An 18,977-nucleotide genomic window follows, 5' to 3' on the forward strand; every position below is an offset into this window, starting at 1 on the left:
ACCCTTCTCCGAGGAACCGCCATGTCTCTCACCAGCGATCCACCCGCCACCAAAGGCGTCGTGAAGGACCCGCCCGCCACCACCGCGCCGGCGGCCCCGGCCGAACTCGTGGTCGTTCCGGTCCGCCATCCCTGGCGCTGGGTGGCCGTCGCCGTCACCGCGATCCTGCTCACGCAGTTCCTCCACGGGCTCGTCACCAACCCCGGCTGGGAATGGGACGTCTTCGCCGCGTTCTTCACCACGGAGACGATCCTCCAGGCGGTCTGGGTCACCCTCCAGCTGACCTTCTACGGCACCGCGCTCGGCTTCGCGATCGGCATCGTGATCGCCTTCATGCGCCTGTCCGCCAGCCCGTTCCTGCGGTCCGTCGCCTTCGGCTACATCTGGGCGTTCCGCTCCATCCCGCTCATCGTCCAGCTGCTCTTCTGGTTCAACCTCGCCTACCTCTACAAGGAGCTGAGCATCGGCATCCCCTTCGGGCCGAGCTTCCTCTCCTTCGACACGATGGGCCTGGTCGGCGAGATGAGCGCCGCCGTCCTCGGCCTCGCCCTGCACCAGGCGGCCTACGCGGCGGAGATCGTCCGGGGCGGTGTACTCGCCGTGGACGAGGGCCAGTTGCAGGCCGCGGCCTCCCTCGGCATCCCCCGGCTCCGGCAGGTGCGGCGGATCGTGCTGCCGCAGGCGATGCGCTCGATCCTGCCCAACGCCGCCAACGAGATCATCTCGCTCTTCAAGGGCACCTCGATCGTCTCGGTCATGGCGATCGGCGAACTCTTCTACCAGGTCCAGGTCGTCTACGGCCGCAACGGCCAGGTCGTCCCGCTCCTGATGGTCGCCACCGCCTGGTACGTCCTGCTCACCACCGCGCTCTCCGTCGTCCAGCACTACGTCGAACGCCACTACGCGAAGGGGAGCGTCCGATGAGCTCCGTCACCACCGCAGATCCGGCCGCGGAGGCCGCCGGCACGGACACCGCCAAGGTCGAGGTCCGGGGCGTCCACAAGAACTTCGGCCCTCTCCACGTCCTGCGCGGCATCGACCTCGACGTCCGCGCCGGCGAGGTCACCGTCGTCCTCGGTCCCTCCGGCTCCGGCAAGTCCACCCTCCTGCGGACCATCAACCACCTGGAGAAGGTCGACAGCGGCACCGTCAGCGTCGACGGCGTCCTCGTCGGCTACCGCCGCTCCGGGAACAAGCTCTACGAGCTGCGCGAGCGGGAGATCCTCAAGCAGCGCACCCGGATCGGCTTCGTCTTCCAGAACTTCCACCTCTTCCCGCACCTCACCGTCCTGGAGAACATCGTCGAGGCCCCGGTCTCGGCCCTGAAGCGCCCCCGCAAGGCGGCCGAGACCGCGGCCCGGGCCCTCCTCGAACGCGTCGGCCTCGCCGACAAGGCGGAGGCGTACCCCAAGCAGCTCTCCGGCGGTCAGCAGCAGCGGGTCGCCATCGCCCGCGCGCTCGCCCTCGAACCCGGCCTGCTCCTCTTCGACGAGCCGACCTCCGCCCTCGACCCCGAGCTGGTCGGCGAGGTCCTCGACGTCATCAAGGACCTGGCCGCCTCCGGCACCACCATGATCGTCGTCACCCACGAGATCGGCTTCGCCCGCGAGGTCGCCGACACCGTGGTCTTCATGGACGAGGGCCGGATCGTCGAGCAGGGGCCGCCGGCCGAGGTGCTCGACGCCCCGCGCCACGAGCGCACCCGCGCCTTCCTCTCCAAGGTCCTCTGACCCCTTCCTCCCCTTCCTCCCCTCCCTCCCCTCCTTCCTTCTCTCTCCTTCCTCATCTCTCACGCACAGGAGCACCGATCATGAAGACCCGTCGCACCGTCCTCACCGCCCTCGCCTCGCTCACCGCCCTCGGGCTCCTCACGGCCTGCGGCTCGGGCGACGCCGCCACCAACGAGATCAAGCCCGAGGGCAAGAAGGGCAACGGCATCAACGTGAGCCCGGAGCAGAACCGCGTCCACACCGCCAAGGTCGACGCCATCGCCGCCAAGCTGCCCGCGGCCGTACGCGAGAGAGGCACCCTCGTCCTCGGCGTCTCCGCGACCGGCAATCCGCCGCTCGCCTTCCGCGCCACCGACGACAAGACGCTGATCGGCGTCGAGATCGACCTCGCCACCCTGGTCGCCGACGCCCTCGGACTGAAGCCCGAGTTCAACCCGGTGTCGTGGGAGAACCTCTTCGTCGGCCTCGACAGCGGCAAGTACGACGCCGTCTTCTCCAACGTCACCGTCACCGAGGAGCGCAAGGACAAGTACGACTTCGCCACCTACCGCCTCGACGACCTGGCCTTCGAGGCGAAGAAGGGCTCCGGCTGGACGGTGAAGGGCCCCGAGGACGTGGCCGGGAAGTCGATCGCCGTCGGCTCCGGCACCAACCAGGAGAAGATCCTCGTCGACTGGTCCGCGCAGAACGAGAAGGCCGGCCGCAAGCCGGTCGACATCAAGTACTACCAGAACACCCCGGACTACTACCTGGCGCTCCAGTCCGGCCGCATCGACGGCTACCTCGGCCCGAACCCGGTCTCCGCCTACCACGTGCTCTCCGCCGGGGAGACGGAGATCGTCGGCAAGTTCTCCGGAGCGGGCGACGGCCTCCAGGGCAAGATCGCGGCCACCACCAAGAAGGACAGCGGACTCGTCGCCGCCTACGCCGCCGCGATCGACCACCTCATCCAGAACGGCACCTACGCCCAGGTCCTCAAGCGGTGGGGCCTCGACACCGAGGCCGTGACGAAGTCGGAGATCAACCCGCCCGGGCTGCCCCGCACCAAGAACTGACCGACCGCCGCCCCGGCGTCGCTCCCGGAGCCGGACCGCGCTCCGCTCCGGGGGCCACACCCGACCCGGAGCGCGTTCCGCTCCGGGCCCCACCGCGATCCGCACCGAGAGAGACCGCATGACCAGGACCCGAACGCTCCACCTCGCCGCCGAACTCGCCCCGGGCAGCGCCCCGGCGTCGTCCGCCTCCGCCGACGCCAGGACCGCCGCCGCGCGCACCGTCGCGCTCGCCCGGCTCGCCGACGCCGCCGCGCTCGACTTCCTCACCCACGACGACTCCTTCGGCCGGCCCGGGCTCGACGCGCTCGCCGTCCTCGCCCGGGTCGCCCCCGAGACCCGCTCCGTCGGCCTCGTGCCGACGGTGACGACCACCCACACCGAGCCCTTCCACGTCCAGGCCGCCGTCGCCACCCTCGACTGGGTGAGCCGGGGCCGGGCCGGCTGGCGGATCGCGGTCTCACCCACCGTGGCCGAGGCCCGGCTCTTCGGCCGCCGCCCGGCCCCGGCCACCGCCGAGCTCTGGCAGGAGGCGGGCGAGGTCGCCGAGGTCTCCCGCAAACTCTGGGACAGCTGGGAGGACGACGCGGAGATACGCGACGTGGCGACCGGACGGTTCGTCGACCGCCGCAAGCTCCACTACGTGAACTTCCAGGGCTCGACCTTCTCGGTCAAGGGCCCCTCGATCGTCCCCCGGCCCCCGCAGGGCAACCCGGTGACCGTCGTCGACGCCACCCTCCCCGCGGCCCGGGAGACCGCGGCCCACCACGCCGACGTCGCCCTGATCAGCGCCTCCTCCGCCGAGGAGGCCGCGGCCCTGCGGGCCGAGCTGCACCAGGGGGCCCGCGCCCACGGCCGGGACCCGGGACAGCTGCGCGTCCTGCTCTCGGCGACCGTCGACCTCGACGCGTACGAGGGAGGGCCGGGGGCGCTCGCCGAACTGATCGCGGGCTGGCACGGCGGCGGGGCGGTCGACGGCTTCCACCTGGTGCCGGCCGTGCCCGAGCGGGACCTGGAGCGGTTCACCGCCGACACGGTGACCCGGCTCAGGGACCGCGGCCTCTTCCGTACGGCCCACGAGGGCACCACCCTCCGCGACCACCTGGGACTCACCCGGCCGGTCGGCCAGTACGCCACGACGGGAGCATCCTCATGAGCACCCCCGAGGGCCGCAGGCAGATCCATCTCGCCGCGCACTTCCCCGGCGTCAACTCCACCACCGTCTGGGCCGATCCGCGTTCCCGGTCGCAGATCGAGTTCTCCTCCTTCGAGCACCTCGCCAGGACCGCGGAGCGCGGCCTCTTCGACTTCTTCTTCCTGGCGGAGGGGCTGCGGCTGCGCGAGCACAACGGACGCATCCACGATCTCGACGTCGTCGGCCGGCCCGAGTCGATCACCGTCCTGAACGCGCTCGCCGCCGTCACCGACCGGCTCGGCCTGGCCGGCACGGTCAACGCCACCTTCAACGAGCCGTACGAACTGGCCCGCCGGTTCGCCTCGCTCGACCACCTCAGCGCGGGCCGGGCCGCCTGGAACGTCGTCACCTCCTCGGACGCCTTCACCGGCGAGAACTTCCGGCGCGGCGGCTACCTGGACCACGGAGACCGCTACACGCGGGCCGCCGAGTTCCTCGCCACCGCACGGGAGCTGTGGGACTCCTGGACCCCGGAGGGGGAGCAGCGCCCCTTCGCGCACAGCGGGCCGCAGTTCGGGATCGAGGGCGGGTTCACCGTCCCGCGCTCCCCGCAGGGGCACCCCGTCGTCATCCAGGCCGGGGACTCCCCCGAGGGCCGCGAGTTCGCCGCCTCGGCCGCCGACATCATCTTCAGCCGGCACTCCACCCTGGAGGCCGGCCGGGAGTTCTACGCCGACGCCAAGGGGCGGCTCGCCCGGTACGGCCGCGCGCCCGAGGACCTGAAGATCATGCCCGCGGTCACCTACGCCCTCGGGGACACCGACGCCGAGGCGCAGGAAGCGGCCGCCGAGATCCGCCGACAGCAGGTCTCCCCGCAGAACGCGATCCTCGCCCTGGAGCAGATCTGGGGCCGCGACCTGTCCGGCTACGACCCGGACGGGCCGCTCCCGGACGTCGACCCCGACCCCGATTCGGCCCTCGTCCAGGGCCGGGTGAAGGTCGCCGACCCGGTGGCCGTGGCCAGGAGGTGGCGGGCGCTCTCCGAGGAGAAGGGCCTGTCGATCCGGCAGACGGTCATCGAGACCACCGGCAGGCAGTCCTTCGTCGGCAGCCCGGAGACGGTGGCCGCCGCCCTGGAGGAGTTCGTCGTCACGGGCGCCGCCGACGGCTTCATCCTCGTCCCGCACCTCACCCCGGGCGGCCTCGACGACTTCGTCGACCGGGTCGTCCCGCTGCTCCAGGAGCGGGGGGTCTTCCGGACGGAGTACGCCGGTACGACGCTGCGGTCGCACCTCGGGCTTCCCGAGCCCGTATGGAAAGGTTGAGCACCATGAGCACGGACGACGACACCGGCACGGGTACGGGCACGGACCCCCGGCAGGACTGGCAGCACTGGCACGAGCAGCGTGAGGCCGCGGTCTCCTCCTCGTACGGGCCGCTCTCCCTCACGGGCACCCACTGGCTCTCGGACTTCCCGGAGGGCCGCCTCCCCGCCGTTCCGGGGGAGTGGCGCGAGGACGGCGACGAGGTGCTCCTCAGCGTGGGCGCCGAGGACGCGGTCACCGTCGACGGCAAGCCCTTCACCGGCACGGTCCGGCTCACCGCCGACCAGGGGCTGATCCACGAGTCCCGCGTCGAGTCGGCCGGCCGCCGGCTCGTGGTCCTGCGGCGCGAAGGGCTCTGGGCCGTACGGGACTTCGATCCCGGCTCCGCGGCCCGCGGCGCCTTCCGGGGCATCGAGGCCACCGCGTACGACGAGCGCTGGGTGGTGCCCGGTGTCTTCCGGCCGTACGAGGAGACCCGCAGCGTGCGGGTCGAGAACGCCGACGGCAGGGAGCGCGGTCTCGGGCTCGCCGGAGAGCTGGTCTTCGACCTGCACGGCGGGGAGCACACCCTCCAGGTGGCCGTCGAGGAGGACGGCTCCCTGTGGGCGGTCTTCGCGGACGCCACCAGCGGCCGGGACAGCTACCGCTTCCGCTTCCTGCGCCCGGCGGCCCCGGCGGCGGACGGTTCGGTGACGGTGGACCTCAACAGGGTGCTGCTGCCGCCCTGCGCGTTCGCCGACCACTTCATCTGCCCGTTCCCGCCGCCCGGGAACACGCTGGACACCGCCGTCGAGGCGGGGGAGCGGCGGCTGGTCGGAGCCTGACCGCCGCGCCCCCGGAAGTCCCTTTGTGAACCCATTCACAAAGGGACTTCCGGCCCCTCCCCGCAGGCCCTTTTCCGGACCTTTTCGCAGGTCATCGGGTGTCGAATGGAGACATCAGAAAAAAGGGACCCACGAAGGAGTGCCTGCCATGGAGACCGAGGAGATGGTGGACGGACTGGTACGGGACGCCCTCGGGGCGCTCGACCGGTTCGAGACCTTCGACCAGGAGCAGGTCGACCACATCGTCAGGAAGGCCTCGCTCGCCGCGCTGGCCGCGCACGGCGAACTGGCCCGGCTGGCCGTCGAGGAGACCGGGCGCGGGCTCTTCGAGGACAAGGCCGTCAAGAACCTGTTCGCCTGCGAACACGTCACCCACGCGATGGCCGGCCTGAAGACCGCCGGAGTCATCCGCCGTGACGAGCTCGACGGCATCACCGAGATCGCCGAACCCGTCGGCGTGATCTGCGCGATGACCCCCGTCACCAACCCCACCTCGACCACCGTCTTCAAGGCGCTCATCGCCCTCAAGACCCGTAACCCCATCGTCTTCGCCTTCCACCCCTCCGCGCAGCACTGCTCCGCCGAGGCCGCCCGGATCGTCCGCGACGCCGCCGTCGCCGCCGGCGCCCCCGAGGGCTGCGTGCAGTGGATCGAGGAGCCCTCCATGGCGGCCACCGGCCTCCTGATGCACCACGAGGGCGTCTCCACCATCCTGGCCACCGGCGGAAACGCCATGGTCAAGGCCGCCTACTCGTGCGGCAAGCCCGCCCTCGGCGTCGGCGCCGGCAACGTCCCCGCCTATGTCACCCGCAGCGGCAGGCTCCAGCGCGCCGTCCACGACATCGTGCTCTCCAAGACCTTCGACAACGGCATGATCTGCGCCTCCGAGCAGGCCGTCATCCTCGACCGGGAGGTGTACGAGGAGGGCATCGCCGAGTTCGAGCGGCTCGGCGCCCATGTCGTCACCGCCGCCGAGAAGACCAAGCTGGAGGAGTACGTCTTCGGCACCACCGCCCACGCCACGAACTGCGGCGGAGCCAGGCTCAACGCCGACGTCGTCGGCAGGTCCGCGCACTGGATCGCCGAACAGGCCGGCTTCGAGGTCCCCGAGAACACCTCGGTCCTCCTCGCCGAGTGCGCCGAGGTCGGCGAGGGCGAACCGCTCACCCGCGAGAAGCTCTCCCCGGTCCTGGCCGCCCTCAGGGCCGACTCCACCGAGCACGGCCTCGAACTCTCCGCCCGCATGGTCGAGTTCCACGGCCTCGGCCACAGCGCGGCGATCCACACCGAGGACGAGGCGCTCGCCGAGGAGTTCGGCAAGCGGGTCAAGGCGGTCCGCGTCATCGTCAACGCCCCCTCCACCTTCGGCGGCATCGGCGACGTCTACAACTCCTTCCTCCCCTCGCTCACGCTCGGCTGCGGCTCCTACGGACACAACTCCGTCTCGAACAACGTCACCGCGGTCAACCTGATCAACGTCAAGCGGATCGGACGCCGCACCACCAACACGCAGTGGTACAAGGTGCCGCCGAAGATCTACTTCGAGCGCGACGCCATCCGCTACCTGGGTGAGATGGAGGGCCTGAAGAGGGTCACGATCGTCACCGACCGGACCATGGGCGACCTCGGCTTCGTCCGCAGGGTCACCGACATCCTCAACGGCCGCGAGGAACCGGTCACCCTCCAGGTCATCGACTCCGTCGAGCCCAACCCGGAGCTCGCCACCGTCCGGGCCGGCGCGGCCGCCATGCGGGAGTTCCGCCCCGACACCGTCATCGCCCTCGGCGGCGGCTCCCCGATGGACGCGGCGAAGATCATGTGGCTGATGTACGAGCGGCCCGAGGTCGAGTTCGCGGACGCCAAGGAGAAGTTCTTCGACATCCGCAAGCGCGCCTACCGCTTCCCGAAGCTCGGCGAGAAGGCCAGGCTCGTCGCGATCCCGACCACCTCGGGCACGGGCAGCGAGGTCACCCCCTTCGCGGTGATCTCCGACCCCGAGGCCGCGCAGAAGTACCCGCTCGCCGACTACGCGCTCACCCCGGACGTCGCCATCGTCGACCCGGTGCTTCCGATGCACCTCCCGCCCACGGTCACCGCCGACTCCGGCTTCGACGCCCTCACCCACGCCACCGAGGCGTACGTCTCCGCCTACGCCAACGACTTCACCGACGGCCAGTGCCTCCAGGCGATCAAGCTGATCTTCCAGAACCTGGAGACCTGTGTGACGGAGGGAGCCAGGGCGCCCGAGGCCCGCGAGAGGATGCACAACGCGTCCACCATCGCCGGCATGGCCTTCGCCAACGCCTTCCTCGGCCTCGTCCACGCCATGGCCCACACCCTCGGCAACACCTTCCACGTCGCCCACGGCCGCGCCAACGCGCTGCTGCTCCCGCACGTGATCCGGCACAACGGCACCGTCACCCACAAGGCCGTGCCGTGGCCGAAGGCCGAGGTCTACCGGGCCCCGGAGCGGTTCCAGGAGATCGCGAGGATGCTCGGCCTGCCGGCCGGGACGCCGGAGGAGGGCGTGGAGTCGTACGCCCGCGCGGTCGAGGAGCTGCGCACCCGGTGCGGCATCCCCGCCTCCTTCCGGGAGGAGGGCGTCGACGAGGAGGCCTTCCTCGCGGCCCTGCCGCGGCAGGCGATGAACGCCTACGCCGACCAGTGCGCGCCGGCCAACCCGCGGATGCCGATGATCGACGAGATGAAGGAGCTGATGACCCGGGCGTACTACGGCGAGTAGCGCGCGGCACGGAAGACGAGAGGCCCCCGGCGAGCGCCGGGGGCCTCTCGTGCGGGTGGCCGTCCCGATGGCCGTCAGGGACGGGCCTCGCCCACCTCCTCGGCGATCGGTTCCGACTCGGGCGTGCGCCGCAGCGAGGACATCACCAGGGTCACCACCGTGCCGACGACCGCCCAGGCCGAGAGGACCAGCATCGAGCCGGTCATGTCGTTGCCCTTGAAGTACGCGATCGAGCGCGCCGCCCAGGTGCCCGCGCCCGGTGGCAGGGCGGGGCCGATGGCGTTCCAGAACGGGGGCAGCATGGGCAGCGGGAAGGCGCCGCCCGCGCTGGGGTTGCCCGCGACCACGATGAGCAGGATCGCCAGGCCGATGCCGACGATCCCGAAGACCGACTGCAGGGCGAGGGTGGCGGCGCCGACGGCGAAGACGACCAGGGTGCCGAGTCCCCACAGGGCGGCGACGCTGCCGGGCAGGGCGCCCAGGATCGGGCCGACGATGACCGCGCCGCCGATTCCGCCGAGGACCGCGTAGAGCGCGAGCACCCCGAGGCGGATGATCGCGCGCTCGCGGTTCGCGGGCCGGGAGCCCGCGCTGATCGCCAGGATCGCGGCGCAGATGTAGCCGCCGACGCACCAGCCGACGACGAGGTAGAAGGCCGAGAGGCCGTCGAAGTCCTCCGGCGAGGCGGGGGCCACGTCGACCGTTCGCAGCGTGCGCTGCTCGCTCCCCACCACCTCGGTGAAGATCTTCTCCAGGGCGGAGGAGAGCACGGTGCCGCCGCCGGAGGCGACGAGCAGGGTGTCGGCGCGGCCGGTGGGGTCGACGATCAGGGCGCCGTCGATCTCCCGGTTCATGATCTGCTCGCGCGCCTCGTCCCGGTCGGTGACCGCGCGGGGGTCGAGCGGTGCGCCGGGGAGCTTGTCCAGTTGCCCGACGAGCCGGGCGGAGACCTGCTGCGGCGCGACGACGCCGAAGGGGACGTCCCTCGGCTTCGGGTGGTGGAGGGCCCCGACGTACGAGGTGATGAACAGCAGCTGGAGGGCGAGCACACCGACGACAAGGAGGGCGGCTCGGGGGGTGACGGCGCTTTTCAGTTCGTCGACGAGACTCATGCCCCCACGCTCCGGGGCGGGGGGTGTTCGCGCAGGTGGGATGCGCCCGAATGGCTGACCGGGGGTCGCTCCGCTTCGCTTATCGTACAGACGTTCGACATGGGTTAAGGTGAAGAGAAGGGGGTGGGAACGTACGTACGAATTCGATGCGGGAAGTGCGGGAGGTGCGCCATGCCGGGATTCACGCACCTGCACACCGCGTCGGGCTACTCCCCGCGCTACGGCGCCACCCACCCCGAACGCCTCGCCGCCCGCGCCGCCGAGCGCGGCATGGACGCACTCGCCCTGACCGACCGCGACACCCTCGCGGGCACGATCCGCTTCGCGAAGGCGTGCGCGAAGGAGGGCATCCGCCCCCTGTTCGGAGTGGACCTCGCGTACGAGACGCCGACACCGTCCGCCCCCGACCAGGTGTCCGCGCGACGGGTGCCCGTCCGGGGCGGGGCCTTCGTCGACGAGTCCGCGCCCCGCGCCGTCTTCCTCGCCCGCTCCCGCGCCGGCTGGGCCTCCCTCTGCGCGATGGTCACCGCCGCCCACGCCGGAGGGCCGGGGCAGCCCCTGCTGTCCTGGCCCGCCCTGTGCGACGACGACGTCCTCGTCCTGCTCGGCCCCGCGTCCGACGTCGGCCGCGCCCTCGCCGCCGGCCGCCCCGACCGGGCCGTCCGGCTGCTCGCCCCCTGGCGCGAGCGGTACGGCGACGCGCTGCGTCTGGCGGCCGTCGACCACGGCCGCACCGGCACCGGGCCCGGCTCCCTGCGGCTCGCCGCGCGTACCGTCGGCTTCGCCGCCGAACAGGGCGTCCGGCCCGTCCTCACCAACGCCGTCCGCTACGCCGACCCCGGCCAGGGCCCGGTGGCCGACGTCCTCGACTCCGCCCGCCGCCTGGTCCCCGTCGACCCCCGCAAGGAGCTCGACAGCGGCGAGGCCTGGCTCAAGGGAACCGAAGGCCCCGGCGGCATGCGGGCCGCCGCCGAGCGGATCGTCGAGGCCGCCGGCTTCCGCCGCGACACCGCCCACCGGCTCCTCGAACAGACCGCCGCGGCCGCCGCCGCCTGCCTGGTCGACCCCGAGGACGACCTCGGCATGGGCTCCGCCCACTTCCCCGAACCGCGCCTCGTCGGAGCCGGACACCGCACCGCCCAGCGCGTCCTCACCTCCCGGGCCGCCGCCGGCATGATCCTCAAGGGGTACGAGAAGCGGCGCGGCTACTGGGACCGGATGCACCGCGAGCTGGACGTCATCGCCCACCACGGCTTCGCCACCTACTTCCTGACGGTCGCCCAGGTCGTCGACGACGTCCGGGGCATGGGCATCCGGGTCGCCGCCCGCGGCTCCGGCGCCGGCTCCCTCGTCAACCACCTCCTCGGCATCGCCCACGCCGACCCGGTCGAGCACGGCCTGCTGATGGAACGCTTCCTCTCCAAACGTCGCACCGCCCTGCCCGACATCGACATCGACGTGGAGTCCGCCCGCCGCCTAGAGGTCTACCGGGCGATCGTCGACCGCTTCGGCACCGCACGCGTCGCCGCCGTCGCCATGCCCGAGACCTACCGGGTCCGCCACGCGGTACGGGACGTGGGCGCGGCCCTCTCCATGGACCCGGCCGAGATCGACCGGATCGCCAAGGCCTTCCCGCACATCCGCGCCCGGGACGCCCTCGCCGCCCTCGACGAACTGCCCGAGCTGCGCGAACTCGCGGGGGAGAAGGAGCGGTACGGCAGGCTCTGGGAGCTGGTCGAGGCGCTCGACGCGCTGCCGCGCGGCACCGCCATGCACCCCTGCGGGGTCCTGCTCTCGGACGCCTCGCTGCTCACCCGTACCCCCGTGGTGCCCACCAGCGGCGAGGGGTTCCCCATGTCCCAGTTCGACAAGGAGGACGTGGAGGACCTCGGCCTGCTCAAGCTCGACGTCCTCGGGGTGCGCATGCAGTCCGCGATGGCCCATGCCGTCGTCGAGGTCGAGCGGGCCACCGGCACCCGCCCGGACATCGACGCGATCCCGGAGGGCGACCCCGAGACGTACCGCCTCATCCGCTCCACCGAGACCCTCGGCTGCTTCCAGATCGAGTCGCCGGGCCAGCGCGACCTGGTCGGCCGGCTCCAGCCCGCCGGCTTCCACGACCTCGTCGTGGACATCTCGCTCTTCCGGCCGGGCCCGGTCGCCGCCGACATGGTCCGCCCCTTCATCGAGGCCCGGCACGGCCGCGCCCCGGTCCGCTACCCGCATCCCGACCTGGAGGAGGCGCTGCGGGAGACGTACGGCGTGGTCGTCTTCCACGAGCAGATCATCGAGATCGTACGGATCATGACGGGGTGTCACCGGGACGAGGCCGACCAGGTGCGGCGCGGGCTCTCCGACCCCGAGGCGCAGGGCCGGATCAAGCTCTGGTTCGCCCGGCAGGCCTCGGCGCGCGGATACGAGGACGAGGTCGTCGCCCGTACCTGGGAGATCGTGGCGGCCTTCGGCTCGTACGGCTTCTGCAAGGCGCACGCGGTGGCCTTCGCCGTACCGACGTACCAGTCGGCCTGGCTCAAGGCGCACCACCCGGCGGCCTTCTACGCCGGGCTGCTCACCCACGACCCCGGCATGTACCCCAAGCGGCTGCTGCTCGCGGACGCGCGGCGGCGCGGGGTGCCGGTGCTGCCGCTGGACGTGAACCGGTCGGCGGTCGCTCACCGTATCGAACTGGTGTCTGATTCTGGTGCTGTGGGTGCTGTGGGTGCTGTGGGTGCTGTGGGTGCTGTGGGTGCTGTGGGTGCGGCTGGTGCCGCCGGTGTGGCTGGTGCTGCCGGTGGGGCCTCCGGCTCCGGCTCTCCCGTGCTGTGGGGCCTCCGGCTCGGCCTCGGCGACGTCCACGGCATCGGCGAGAACGAGAGCGCCCGGATCGAGGCCGGTCAGCCCTACACCTCCCTCCTCGACTTCTGGGAACGCGCCCGCCCCCGCACCCCCGTCGCCGAACGACTCGCCCAGGTCGGCGCGCTGGACGCCTTCGGCGCCAACCGCCGCGACCTCCTCCTCCACCTCGCCGAACTCCGGCGCGTCCAGCGGGGAGCCGCCTCCCACGGCGGCCAGCTCCCGCTCGCCCAGGGCGGGAGGACCGCCCCCGTCGGCCTGCCCGACCTCGACGAGACCGAACGCCTCAGCGCCGAACTCGGCATCCTCGGCATGGACGCCTCCCGCCACCTCATGGGCGACCACCACGCCTTCCTCCGTGAACTCGGCGTCGTCTCCGCCCAGCGCCTCCGCGAGACCCCGCACGGCCGGACCGTCCTCGTCGCGGGCGCCAAGGCCGCCACCCAGACCCCGCCGATCCGCTCCGGCAAGCGGGTCATCTTCACCACCCTCGACGACGGCACCGGCCTGGTCGACCTCGCCTTCTTCGACGACGCCCACGAACGCTGCGCCCACACCGTCTTCCACTCCTGGCTGCTCCTGGTCCGGGGCGTGGTCCAGCGGCGCGGCCCCCGCAGCGTCAGCGTGGTCGGCGCCGCCGCCTGGAACCTCGCCGAACTCGTCGAGCTCCGCGCGTCGGGCGGCCTGGACGCGGTGGGGGAGCGGCTCGCCGAACGGCCGGACCCCGAAGGACCGGGCCCCGAACGGCCGGAAAGCACCGGGACGGGTGACAGCGGCCGCCGCATCCGCATGGAGACCGGATACGAGATGAACCCCTGGGCGGATCTCCGGCCGGCCGGGGAAGGCGCCGCCACCCCGACGCGGAAGCTCTGGCACAGCAGTCCGGGGAGCGCGGGATGATCCTCTGCATACGATTCCGCCTCGGGCCCATGGACGAGGTGGTCCTGCCCCGGCTCGTCGACCTGCTCGGCGAGCTCACCCCCGTCGTCGAGACGGCCCCGCCCCGCGAGGCGCTCGCCGACGTGCGCGGCGCCCTGCGCTACTTCGGCCGGACCCCCGCCGAACTCGCCTCGGTGATCCGGGTCAGGGCGCTCGCCCTCCACGGCGTCGACTGCGTCATCGGCGCCGGGCCCAACCCGATGCTGGCCAGGATGGCGGCGAACGAGGCCCGCCCCGGCGTCACCCTGGTCGTCGAGGACCCCGCGGCCTTCCTGCGCGACCGGCCGGTCGTCGCGCTCGACGGCGTCGGCCGCGCCACCGCCCGTACCCTCTGCGGCTACGGACTCGACTCCGTCGGCCGGGTCGCGGACGCGCCCCTCGGCGTGCTCCAGCGGCTCGTCGGCGCGAAGACCGGCCGCGACCTGTGGGAACGGGCCCGGGGCATCGACCGCACCCCCGTCGTCCCGCACGCGGCCTCCCGGTCGGTCGCGGCCGAACGCGCCTTCCCGCGCGACGAGACCGACCGGGCCGAACAGCGCAGGGCCCTCCTCTCGCTCGCCGAGGAGCTGGGCACCCGGCTGCGGACGGAGGGGCAGCTGTGCCGCGCGCTCGCCGTCACCGTGCGGTACGCCGACCGGACCACGACCACCCGGAGTCGTACCCTGCCCGAACCCACCGCCCACACGGCGGCGCTCACCACCCTCGCGTACGCCGTCCACGACTCCTTCGGCCTCCAGCGGGCCCGGGTACGGGGCATCGCCGTGCGCGCCGAGGGTCTGACGGGCGCGGAGGGGGCGGCGCACCAGCTGTCCCTGGACCCGGCGGACGAGAAGGCCCGGCGGATCGAGGCGGTGGCGGACCGGGCGCGGGCGCGATTCGGCCCACGGGCGGTGCTGCCGGGCTCACTGGCGACGGGACGACCGGGCTCCCCGACGGGCGGGCGGCCGGGCTCTCCGACGACCGGGCGGCCGGGCTCGACGGGCGGGCGGCCGGGCTCCCTCGCGGCCTGAGACGTACCGCGGCGGTCCCACCGGCGGCCCGAGACGTGCTCCAGGGTCCGAAGCGTGCTCCGGAGGGCATGCGGAGGGCCCGGGGCGGCCCGACAGCCCCCGTATCAGGCTCTGGTGACGACACAGCACTTTTTACCGACGCGTAACTTCCCAGCCAAGGCTACCCGTGCGTAGCTTGGCTGAAGCGCATCCCCACCGCGCATCCCCACTTGTGGTCCGGACCGCAGGGCACAGCACCCCCACCATCCCCTTGAGCCGCAAGGAGATCGCCCGATGCTGCCCTGGAAGAACGCCGTCAGAGCGCTGTCCGTCCTGCTTCTCACCGCCGTCGCCCTCCTCGCCCCGACGACCGCCGCCTCGGCCCGGGCCGAGACCGCCACCGTCAGCCGCGGCTGGAACGACTTCTCCTGCAAGCCCTCCGCCGCGCACCCGCGCCCCGTCGTCCTCGTCCACGGAACCCTCGGGAACTCCGTCGACAACTGGCTCGTCCTCGCGCCGTACCTGGTCAACCGCGGATACTGCGTCTTCTCGCTCGACTACGGCCAGTTGCCGAACGTGCCGTTCTTCCACGGTCTCGGGCCCATCGCCGCGTCCGCCGGACAGCTCGACACGTACGTCGACCGGGTCCTCGCCGCCACCGGAGCCCCCGAGGTCGACCTGGTCGGACACTCGCAGGGCGGCATGATGCCCCGCTGGTACCTCAAGTTCCTCGGTGGTGCCGAGAAGGTGAACGCGCTCGTCGGGATCGCCCCCGACAACCACGGCACCACCCTGCTCGGCCTCACCAAGCTCCTGCCGCACTTCCCCGGCGCCGAGGGCCTGATCAAGGCCACCACCCCGGGCCTCGCCGACCAGATCGCCGGCTCGCCCTTCCTCACCAGGCTCAACGAGGGCGGCGACACCGTCCCCGGGGTCCGCTACCACGTGATCGCGACCCAGTACGACGAGGTGGTCACCCCGTACCGCTCGCAGTTCCTGACCGGCCCGAACGTCACCAACGTCCTCATCCAGGACAAGTGCGCGCTCGACCTGTCCGAGCACGTGGCGATCGGGACGGTGGACCGGGTCACCTTCCACGAGGTCGCCAACGCCCTCGACCCGGCCCGCGCCACCCCGACCACCTGCCTCTCGGTGATCGGCTAGTCCCTAGCGCTGGGTACGGCGCCGGCGCGTCGACCCGAAGAGCACGGCCGCACCGAGCGCGAGCACGGCGGCGCCACCGACCGCGAGGTACGGGGTCGTGGCGTCGCCACCGGTCTCGGCGAGCACCTCACCGGAGTCGGAACCGGCGGCGGGAGCGGGCGCGTTGGGCGCGGCGGAGGTCCCTTCGGCCTCCGGCGCGGCCGACGCGGTCTGCCCGCCCGAGCCCTCGCCCGAGCCCTCGTTCGACTCGGGAGCCGCCGCGGTCTCCCCGGCGCCGGTGGCCGCGTCACCGTCACCGTGGCCGCCGTGCTCGACCGAGGACTCGTCCTGGCCCTCCTCGATCTGCTCGTCGCTCGGCGCGGAGGCGGTCGGCGCCGGAGCCGTACCGCCGTTGTCCTGCCCGAACACCACGTCCGAGCAGGTGTAGAAGGCCTCGGGCGAGTCGGAGCGCTGCCAGATCGAGTAGATCAGGTGGCGCCCGGACTTCTTCGGCACCGTGCCCTGGAAGACGTAGTCGCCGCTCTCCATCCGCGGATCGGTCACCGTCGCGAACGGCTTCGCCTCCAGGTCGGACCACTTCAGCGGCTTCGACGGGTCGTACCCGTCCTTCGTCACGTACAGCTCGAACGAACCGCGGTGCGGCGCGGTCCCCTTGTAACGGAAGGTGTGCGCACCTGACTTCAGGCTGCTCGCCGGCCAGTCGGCCCGCGCGAGGTCGAGCCCCCGGTACTTGTCGTTGCCCGCGCTGCACAGCTCGCCGTCCGGGATCAGGTCCCGGTGCTTCCCGGCGGCGTTGGCGATGTTCACCGCGTTCCAGTCGTAGAACGCCTGAGCCCCACTGGCCGCCACCGCCGCCTTGCACGCCGCCGACCGCGGCGCCTCGGGCCCCTCCGCGTAACAGGCCGACACCCGGCTCACCGGATCGGTCATCGACCCGTGCGCGAAAGCGGGCGCGGAGACGACCCCGGAGAGGGCCAGCACCGCGGTGCCGGTGGCGGTGGCGAGGATACGGCGAGAGGTCATGGGGGGAGAGCTCCTTCACGAGGGTGGTGTGGGGGGTTGCCACGGAAGCTAGCCGACCGCACCCGCGAAAAAGCCTCCGGAGAGCCGGATACGGCGATCCTTAGGGCCGCTTTAAGGAACCCCTAAGCAGCGCCTCAGGGACCGGCGACCGCCCCGCCCCATGGAGCGCCCCCGGGTTGGCCGGTTCCCTCTGCGGTGTCCGGGCCTGCACGGATACTCGGATACTCGGATACTCGGATACTCCGGGTCCACAGGCGACGACAGGCGTCAGCCCAGTCGTCGGTAGCGTCTCTCCGGGCGGCCCGTCCCCCCGTACCGCAGGGTGATCTCCGCGCGGCCCGTCTCCGCGAAGTACTCCAGGTAGCGGCGGGCGCTGACCCGGGACAGGGAGCCCGCCTCCGCGCACTCCGTGGCCGAGAGGCCCTCCGGGTGGGCGCGGAGGACCGAGTCGACCAGGTCGGCCGTGTGCGCGGCCAGGCCCTTCGGGAGTTCCCGCGAGCCACGCGGACGGGTGCCGAAGATCTGGTCGACGTCCTCCTGGCGCGCCTCGTCCAGTTCGTCCAGGCGGCTGCGCAGCGAGGCCACGTGGCGGAGCTGTTCGTGCAGCGCCGCCTGGCTGAACGGCTTGATCAGATAGTGCAGCGCCCCCGCCCGCAGCGCCTCGCGGATCGTGCCCACGTCCCGTGCCGCCGTGATGAAGAGCGCGTCCATGCCCAGGCCCGCCGCGCGCAGCTCCCGCAGCACCCGGATGCCGTCCATGTCGGGCAGGAACACGTCGAGCAGCACCAGGTCGGGCCGGAGCCGCTCCGCCGCGCGCAGCGCCTCGGCGCCGCTGTGCGCGACCCCGGACACCGTGAAGCCCGCCACCGCCGACACATAGCGGCAGTGCAGCTTGGCGACCATGAAGTCGTCGTCCACCACCAGCACGTTCGTCACGCCGACCCACGCTAGGTCCCGACCACAACGACCACAACGTCCGTTGGTTGCGGAAGAGAGACAGCTTCTTAACGCGCGGGCAACATGTGGGCCACCTCACATCCCCTTTTCCCCTACAGCTGAGAGGCGGCACACGTGCGGTCGCGCACCCCCTTCGCCCTCCTCGGGGCCGCTCTCCTCGTGCTGGTGGGCCCGCCGCTGCTCAGTCCCGGCAGCGGCTCCGACACCGGCACCCGGATACCCGGCCTGCGATTCATGGTCCCCAACACCCCCGGCGGCGGATACGACATCACCGCCCGCACCGCGGCGAAGAACGCCGAGGAGGCGGGCCTCACCGACGGCATCGAGGTCTTCAACCTGCCCGGCGCGGGCGGCACCGTCGGCCTCACCCGGCTCGTCGGCGAACGCGGCAACGGCCGCCTCGCCATGTCCATGGGCCTCGGCGTCGTCGGCGCCGTCCACACCAACGAGACCCCCAGGACCCTCGCCGACACCACCCCGATCGCCCGGCTCACCGAGGAGCAGGACATCGTCGTGGTCGGCAAGGACTCCCCGTACCGGACCATCGAGCAGCTGCTCACCGCCTGGAGGAAGAACCCCGGCAGACTGCCCGTCGGCGGCGGCTCCTCGCCCGGCGGTCCCGATCACCTCGCCCCGATGCTGATGGCCCAGGCCGCGGGGATCGCCCCCAAGGACGTCAACTACGTCCCCTTCGACGGCGGCGGCGAGCTCCTCGCCTCCATCCTCGGCGACAAGGTCGCCTTCGGCGTCTCCGGCGTCGGCGAGTACCTCGACCAGATCAAGGCGGGCGAACTGCGGCTCCTCGCCGTCACCGGCCCGAAGCGGGTGCCCGGGCTCGACGCCCCCACCCTCCGCGAGGCGGGCCTCGACACCGAGTTCACCAACTGGCGCGGCATCGTCGCCCCGCCCGGCCTCTCCGACGCCGAGCGTGACAAGCTCGTCGCCCTGGTCACCGAAGTGCACGACTCCCCGCAGTGGCGCGAGTCGCTGAAGACCCACGGCTGGAACGACGCCTTCCTGCCCGGTGAGGAGTTCGGCACCTTCCTCACCGAGCAGGAGCGGCGCGTCGGCTCCGTCCTCAAGGAGCTCGGCCTGTGAACACGAAGAGCGTGACCTCGGAGAACGAGGGCC

At 72.3% G+C, this 18,977-nt stretch carries 14 protein-coding genes; 11 read left to right on the plus strand and 3 right to left on the minus strand.

All coding sequences use genetic code 11. From position 1 onward, the window contains the following. The first annotated feature begins 21 nt into the window (after nt 1–21). The 7 genes from ACRRSS_RS10145 to adhE all read left to right on the plus strand — a co-directional run bounded on the left by ACRRSS_RS10145 (nt 22) and on the right by adhE (nt 8,809). Entirely contained in the window at nt 22–924 is a 903-nt protein-coding gene (locus ACRRSS_RS10145; protein ID WP_351900104.1) for an amino acid ABC transporter permease, read from the plus strand. Next, a complete protein-coding gene (locus ACRRSS_RS10150) occupies nt 921–1,730 on the plus strand; it encodes an amino acid ABC transporter ATP-binding protein (protein WP_435970886.1) in 810 nt (269 codons plus the stop codon). The genes ACRRSS_RS10145 and ACRRSS_RS10150 overlap by 4 nt, the downstream gene beginning before the upstream one ends. A gap of 80 nt (nt 1,731–1,810) precedes the next feature. Then, nucleotides 1,811–2,785 carry an ABC transporter substrate-binding protein gene (locus ACRRSS_RS10155; RefSeq protein WP_435970887.1) on the plus strand — a complete coding sequence of 325 codons (975 nt, stop codon included), beginning with the start codon at nt 1,811–1,813 and terminating at the stop codon, nt 2,783–2,785. 118 nt (nt 2,786–2,903) lie between these two features. After that, nucleotides 2,904–3,938 carry an LLM class flavin-dependent oxidoreductase gene (locus ACRRSS_RS10160; protein ID WP_435970888.1) on the plus strand — a complete coding sequence of 345 codons (1,035 nt, stop codon included), beginning with the start codon at nt 2,904–2,906 and terminating at the stop codon, nt 3,936–3,938. Further along, a complete protein-coding gene (locus tag ACRRSS_RS10165) occupies nt 3,935–5,242 on the plus strand; it encodes an NtaA/DmoA family FMN-dependent monooxygenase (RefSeq protein WP_435970889.1) in 1,308 nt (435 codons plus the stop codon). Before ACRRSS_RS10160 ends, ACRRSS_RS10165 begins: the two co-directional genes overlap by 4 nt. 5 nt (nt 5,243–5,247) lie before the next feature. After that, nucleotides 5,248–6,066 (plus strand): DUF1684 domain-containing protein, encoded by an 819-nt coding sequence (locus ACRRSS_RS10170; RefSeq protein ID WP_435970890.1) that lies wholly within the window; start codon nt 5,248–5,250, stop codon nt 6,064–6,066. 148 nt (nt 6,067–6,214) lie between these two features. Next, nucleotides 6,215–8,809, plus strand: a complete 2,595-nt coding sequence (gene adhE / locus ACRRSS_RS10175) for a bifunctional acetaldehyde-CoA/alcohol dehydrogenase (protein WP_435970891.1) — start codon at nt 6,215–6,217, stop codon at nt 8,807–8,809. 74 nt (nt 8,810–8,883) lie between these two features. Here the strand turns inward: adhE and ACRRSS_RS10180 are convergent, their stop codons facing one another. Continuing rightward, nucleotides 8,884–9,921, minus strand: a complete 1,038-nt coding sequence (locus tag ACRRSS_RS10180; protein WP_435970892.1) for a DUF3533 domain-containing protein — start codon at nt 9,919–9,921, stop codon at nt 8,884–8,886. A gap of 171 nt (nt 9,922–10,092) precedes the next feature. Between ACRRSS_RS10180 and ACRRSS_RS10185 the strand changes: the two genes are divergently transcribed. The 3 genes from ACRRSS_RS10185 (at nt 10,093) to ACRRSS_RS10195 (ending at nt 15,866) form a co-directional block, all read left to right on the plus strand. Next, the gene (locus tag ACRRSS_RS10185) at nt 10,093–13,674 is read left to right on the plus strand and encodes a DNA polymerase III subunit alpha (RefSeq protein ID WP_435970893.1); all 3,582 of its coding nucleotides are present in this window, start codon (nt 10,093–10,095) and stop codon (nt 13,672–13,674) included. Then, nucleotides 13,671–14,723, plus strand: coding sequence for a DNA polymerase Y family protein (locus ACRRSS_RS10190; protein WP_435970894.1), 1,053 nt, complete (start codon nt 13,671–13,673; stop codon nt 14,721–14,723). Before ACRRSS_RS10185 ends, ACRRSS_RS10190 begins: the two co-directional genes overlap by 4 nt. Before the next feature lie 273 nt (nt 14,724–14,996). Next, nucleotides 14,997–15,866: an esterase/lipase family protein gene (locus tag ACRRSS_RS10195; protein WP_435970895.1), complete on the plus strand. Its 870-nt coding sequence runs from the start codon at nt 14,997–14,999 to the stop codon at nt 15,864–15,866. Nucleotides 15,867–15,869: 3 nt separating this feature from the next. Here the strand turns inward: ACRRSS_RS10195 and ACRRSS_RS10200 are convergent, their stop codons facing one another. Together ACRRSS_RS10200 and ACRRSS_RS10205 are read right to left on the minus strand one after the other, a co-directional pair. Next, entirely contained in the window at nt 15,870–16,889 is a 1,020-nt protein-coding gene (locus tag ACRRSS_RS10200) for a lytic polysaccharide monooxygenase auxiliary activity family 9 protein (protein WP_435970896.1), read from the minus strand. Nucleotides 16,890–17,156: 267 nt separating this feature from the next. Next, a complete protein-coding gene (locus ACRRSS_RS10205; protein WP_351900088.1) occupies nt 17,157–17,825 on the minus strand; it encodes a response regulator in 669 nt (222 codons plus the stop codon). Nucleotides 17,826–17,960: 135 nt separating this feature from the next. Here ACRRSS_RS10205 and ACRRSS_RS10210 point away from each other — a divergent pair, with 135 nt between their 5' ends. Continuing rightward, complete coding sequence (locus tag ACRRSS_RS10210) at nt 17,961–18,944, plus strand: Bug family tripartite tricarboxylate transporter substrate binding protein (RefSeq protein ID WP_435970897.1); 984 nt, start codon at nt 17,961–17,963, stop codon at nt 18,942–18,944. Nucleotides 18,945–18,977: the final 33 nt, after the last annotated feature.

The organism is Streptomyces sp. Qhu_M48, assembly GCF_051305195.1.
Taxonomy (GTDB): Bacteria; Actinomycetota; Actinomycetes; order Streptomycetales; family Streptomycetaceae; genus Streptomyces.

Coding starts and splice junctions, on each gene's coding strand:
- ACRRSS_RS10155 (WP_435970887.1), top strand. CDS start 1,811: ATGAAGACCCGTCGCACCGTCCTCACCGCCCTCGCCTCGCTCACCGCC.
- ACRRSS_RS10195 (WP_435970895.1), top strand. CDS start 14,997: ATGCTGCCCTGGAAGAACGCCGTCAGAGCGCTGTCCGTCCTGCTTCTC.
- ACRRSS_RS10190 (WP_435970894.1), top strand. CDS start 13,671: ATGATCCTCTGCATACGATTCCGCCTCGGGCCCATGGACGAGGTGGTC.
- ACRRSS_RS10160 (WP_435970888.1), top strand. CDS start 2,904: ATGACCAGGACCCGAACGCTCCACCTCGCCGCCGAACTCGCCCCGGGC.
- ACRRSS_RS10165 (WP_435970889.1), top strand. CDS start 3,935: ATGAGCACCCCCGAGGGCCGCAGGCAGATCCATCTCGCCGCGCACTTC.
- ACRRSS_RS10170 (WP_435970890.1), top strand. CDS start 5,248: ATGAGCACGGACGACGACACCGGCACGGGTACGGGCACGGACCCCCGG.
- ACRRSS_RS10180 (WP_435970892.1), bottom strand. CDS start 9,921: ATGAGTCTCGTCGACGAACTGAAAAGCGCCGTCACCCCCCGAGCCGCC.
- adhE (WP_435970891.1), top strand. CDS start 6,215: ATGGAGACCGAGGAGATGGTGGACGGACTGGTACGGGACGCCCTCGGG.
- ACRRSS_RS10145 (WP_351900104.1), top strand. CDS start 22: ATGTCTCTCACCAGCGATCCACCCGCCACCAAAGGCGTCGTGAAGGAC.
- ACRRSS_RS10185 (WP_435970893.1), top strand. CDS start 10,093: ATGCCGGGATTCACGCACCTGCACACCGCGTCGGGCTACTCCCCGCGC.
- ACRRSS_RS10200 (WP_435970896.1), bottom strand. CDS start 16,889: ATGACCTCTCGCCGTATCCTCGCCACCGCCACCGGCACCGCGGTGCTG.
- ACRRSS_RS10150 (WP_435970886.1), top strand. CDS start 921: ATGAGCTCCGTCACCACCGCAGATCCGGCCGCGGAGGCCGCCGGCACG.